The 3,410-nt window shown below is 60.0% G+C and carries 3 protein-coding genes; 1 reads left to right on the forward strand and 2 read right to left on the reverse strand.

All coding sequences use genetic code 11. The annotated features are described in order from the left end of the window. The first annotated feature begins 68 nt into the window (after nucleotides 1–68). Nucleotides 69–503 (forward strand): hypothetical protein, encoded by a 435-nt coding sequence (locus EOA24_RS41960; RefSeq protein WP_189354389.1) that lies wholly within the window; start codon nucleotides 69–71, stop codon nucleotides 501–503. A 269-nt stretch (nucleotides 504–772) separates the two neighbouring features. Here EOA24_RS41960 and EOA24_RS31455 read toward each other — a convergent pair whose 3' ends face one another. Next, complete coding sequence (locus tag EOA24_RS31455) at nucleotides 773–1,234, reverse strand: phasin (protein WP_127410462.1); 462 nt, start codon at nucleotides 1,232–1,234, stop codon at nucleotides 773–775. Nucleotides 1,235–1,865: 631 nt separating this feature from the next. Continuing rightward, the coding region (locus EOA24_RS31460; protein WP_127410461.1) for an EAL domain-containing protein at nucleotides 1,866–3,410 on the reverse strand (1,545 nt) is incomplete at its 5' end.

A 3,410-nucleotide genomic window follows, 5' to 3' on the forward strand; every position in this document is an offset into this window, starting at 1 on the left:
CTCTACTCATTTTTTGCGAGCCTTTGCTTTCCGTTATCGGCCGTCTCGCATGTAATCTCGACTGAACCGTGGCGGCTGGCAAAATTGAGAGAAACTCTTTTGCCTCCGACGAATGCGGCCACAGGTGTTTTGCAGACGAGACCCAGACCCGAGCCGGCTCACTTTGCCTTCGAAGACATCACCTGGGTGGAGCCCAGATTCTTGCTTGTCGTTTGACTCAGCATGCTTCATCCGAGCGTCACTACGCCACGCTGACCGCTTTCGTCATCGAAAGGCAAGCAGCGATCACCGATCTTGCGGTCGACATGTTTTCTAGGCTGATCGGCAGCAACCGTCGCAAGGCCGAAATCAGCCGAAAGGAGCGCCGCCTGAAAGAGGCTGACGTTCTCGATGGGGTGGCCGCGATCATCTCAAGCTCGGCTGCGCGGCGTTTCTGTCTGCCCGTGAAAGCAACACCAGTTTCGCATCCGCGATCGCAACCTCCCTTGGCCGGGACGGGTTGATCGCCAGCATGGCGGCAGCCAATTCTGTCGTGCGCCCTGATCGCAGCGACGAGTTCGACGAGCTGGTTGAGCGACACAAATCATTGCGCAAGCTGGGCGGCTCATGTTTCTATGACGCGGTGACTAGAGACCGTCTTGCGGTCGATGAATCGATTGTGATGTGGCTACGGGCTTCGTCGGTGATTCAAACATCCACTTTGAGGCAATCGCCTGAATCGCGCCCAGCAAAAGACGGTCTTTCGCCCTGCCAAAAATTTGCAACGCAACCATCAGGCGGCCCTGCGTTCCTTCAAAGCCTTCTCAAAGGCATCCTTGATCGGCTTGGACATGTCCTCGCTAGCCCTCATCATCACAACCTGGAAACCCTTGGCCTGCTCGGCAAACTTTTCCACCTGTTCGCGAAGGAAAGCGGTCTGCAGTTCGATGAACTCGGACAGCGACTTCACGGCAACCAGCGCTTCAAGGTGCGTGAAGCCGGCTTCGGTATTGGCGCGCAGAGCGGCAATCATCTTCAGGGACACCTCGTTGCCGGTCGTCGTGGCTGTTTCAAAGGTCGACTCAAAAGCCCTTTGTGTCGTTTCGGCTGCCGAACTCAATTTGGAAAGTGCCTGCTTCGACTGCTCAAGGCCCTGGTCGACAACAGCGCGAACTTGCTCGGCAGCCGCGGACGGGTCGAAGGCGGGGGATTCGAAGGTTTCGATCGTTTCGGTCTTGCCAGGGAGCTTGGACATTTTTCCATCCTTTTCCAGGGGCGGCCTCAGAGCAAAGCCGTCTCCTGAAGGTACGAAACCGTCGCAACGGATTTATGAAGCCCACATGAAATTTGCGCGAGCGGGCTACGCCCGGCGTTGCCTAAATCGGGGTCGCCAATGAAGGCTGCCCGCAGGCGCAGGGCCTTCTACCTGTTACGGCACGCGGAGATCGGGAGCTTCCAAAAGAAAGTCCTGGACTATTGGCGCTTCCTTCCGTTGACATCGCTAGGTGTTACGTTGTCTCGGGCGCGCGACCGATACAGCTGGCCTTCTTGGCGGAATGCACCGACGGCTGCAGTCACCGGAAGGCGCTGTGAGCACCTTCCGGTGCGCTTGCGGTGGCGCGAGAACTCATGCAGGAACCCGCGAGCCGTAAACGAGCGCCTAGGGGATTTGTGTTTCGGAGCGTGCCAGCGCCTGTCGCGAACGGCCGCATCGGGTGCGCAGGACGAGTTGAACGAGAGGCTTCCAGGCCAGGTATCCGAAACTTGTCGCATATTTCGGACATGACCACGGTCGAACCCGATAGCGACCTCCGCTCGCGCCTGACCTGAGGAACAATGCACCCATCCCCGAACGCGCGAGTACGAACGTGTGACCCGCTTCTGCACTACGCCGCGCTGTTCTTGACCAGGCGCAGTTCTTGGTTGCCCAGCCGTCGGGAAGCGGGCGTCCCGCCTTTGCGGCTCGTATGCTGAGCGAAGTCGGAAATCGGGCAGGGTCGGCCAAGTAGGTAACCCTGGATCGCATCACAGGCCTCTTGCCGCAGGAAGGTCAGCTCCGCGTCCGTTTCGACGCCCTCAGCCAGGACCGGGAGCTTGAGGCCCCGAGCGAGCCCAAAGACCGCACGCATGACGGCAGCCGCCTCATCGCTGCTATCCACCGCCCGCACTAGAGACTGGTCGACTTTGATCTTATCGAAAGGGAAGGCCCGCAAATTCGACAGCGACGAGTATCCGGTGCCGAAATCATCCATGGCGATTTGGACCCCAAGGCTTTTGAGCTGGCGCAGCGCGGCGAGCGCGCGCCCAATGTCCTTGATCAGGCAAGTTTCCGTAATTTCCAGCTCGAGGCGGGACGGATCGAGACCGGTCTCTTTCAGAATCGCCCCGACCAGCTCGGGCAAATTCCCGCCATGGAGTTGCATGGCCGAAACGTTGACGCTGATTGCTAGCGGTTGTTGCCAACTAGCCGCTTCGGCGCAGGCGGTCCGCAGCACCCATTCACCGATCTTCAGAATGGCGCCACACTCCTCCGCGATCGGGATGAACACCGCCGGCGGAACGGCGCCCCGTTCCGGATGATCCCACCGGAGCAGCGCTTCGAAACCGAAGATCTCGTTGGACAGGAGTTCCGCCTGCGGTTGATAGACGAGGCGGAGTTCCTTGCGCGAGATCGCATGACGGACGTCGTGCTCGAACTGGCGCCGATCGCGCAGATGCTCACCCATGGACGGCTCGAAAACGCAATAGACGCCCCGCCCCTGCATTTTGGCCTCATAGAGCGCGGCATCGGCATGGCTCAGAAGCGTTTCCCGATCGGCTGCATCGTTCGGGAACACAGCAATGCCGATGCTGGTGCCGATGGTGACGCCGGCGGGCAGGTTGGCCCCTGTGTCATTGAATGCGTCCAGGATGGCTTCAGCGGTGCGCGTTGCATAGGCGGCGCTCGGCAGACCGGGAACGATCACAGCGAACTCGTCGCCGCCCAAGCGCGCAACCATCTGCCCTGGCTTAAGGACGGCACTGATCTTCTCGGCCACACACTGCAGCACGGCGTCTCCGACGAGATGGCCGAAGAGGTCGTTGATCTCCTTGAAGCGGTCGAGATCGAGGAAGAGGACGGCAAGGCACCGTTCTGCGCTGCGATGCGTCGCAAACTCGGCCTCGAGCTTTTCGTTGAAGCTCGTGCGGTTTGGAAGCTTGGTCAAGGGATCGTGGTGGGCAAGGAAATGAATTTCTTCCTCTGCCCGCTTGCGGCCGCGGATATCGCGCACGGCAAGAACCTGGTGTTGCTTGCCGGCATAGAGCATGCTGTGCCGGATCAGTTCAACCGGGACCGTACTGCCGTCCGTCGCGCATAGCCCCACCTCCAGCGGCGTTTGCGCTGTGCCCGTGAGCTCGCCTTGGGAAACCGTGGGAAAGAAGGACGCGAG

Origin of the sequence: Mesorhizobium sp. M2A.F.Ca.ET.039.01.1.1, assembly GCF_003998035.1 — a bacterium.
Classification (GTDB): domain Bacteria; phylum Pseudomonadota; class Alphaproteobacteria; order Rhizobiales; family Rhizobiaceae; genus Mesorhizobium.

Coding starts and splice junctions, on each gene's coding strand:
- EOA24_RS31455 (WP_127410462.1), bottom strand. CDS start 1,234: ATGTCCAAGCTCCCTGGCAAGACCGAAACGATCGAAACCTTCGAATCC.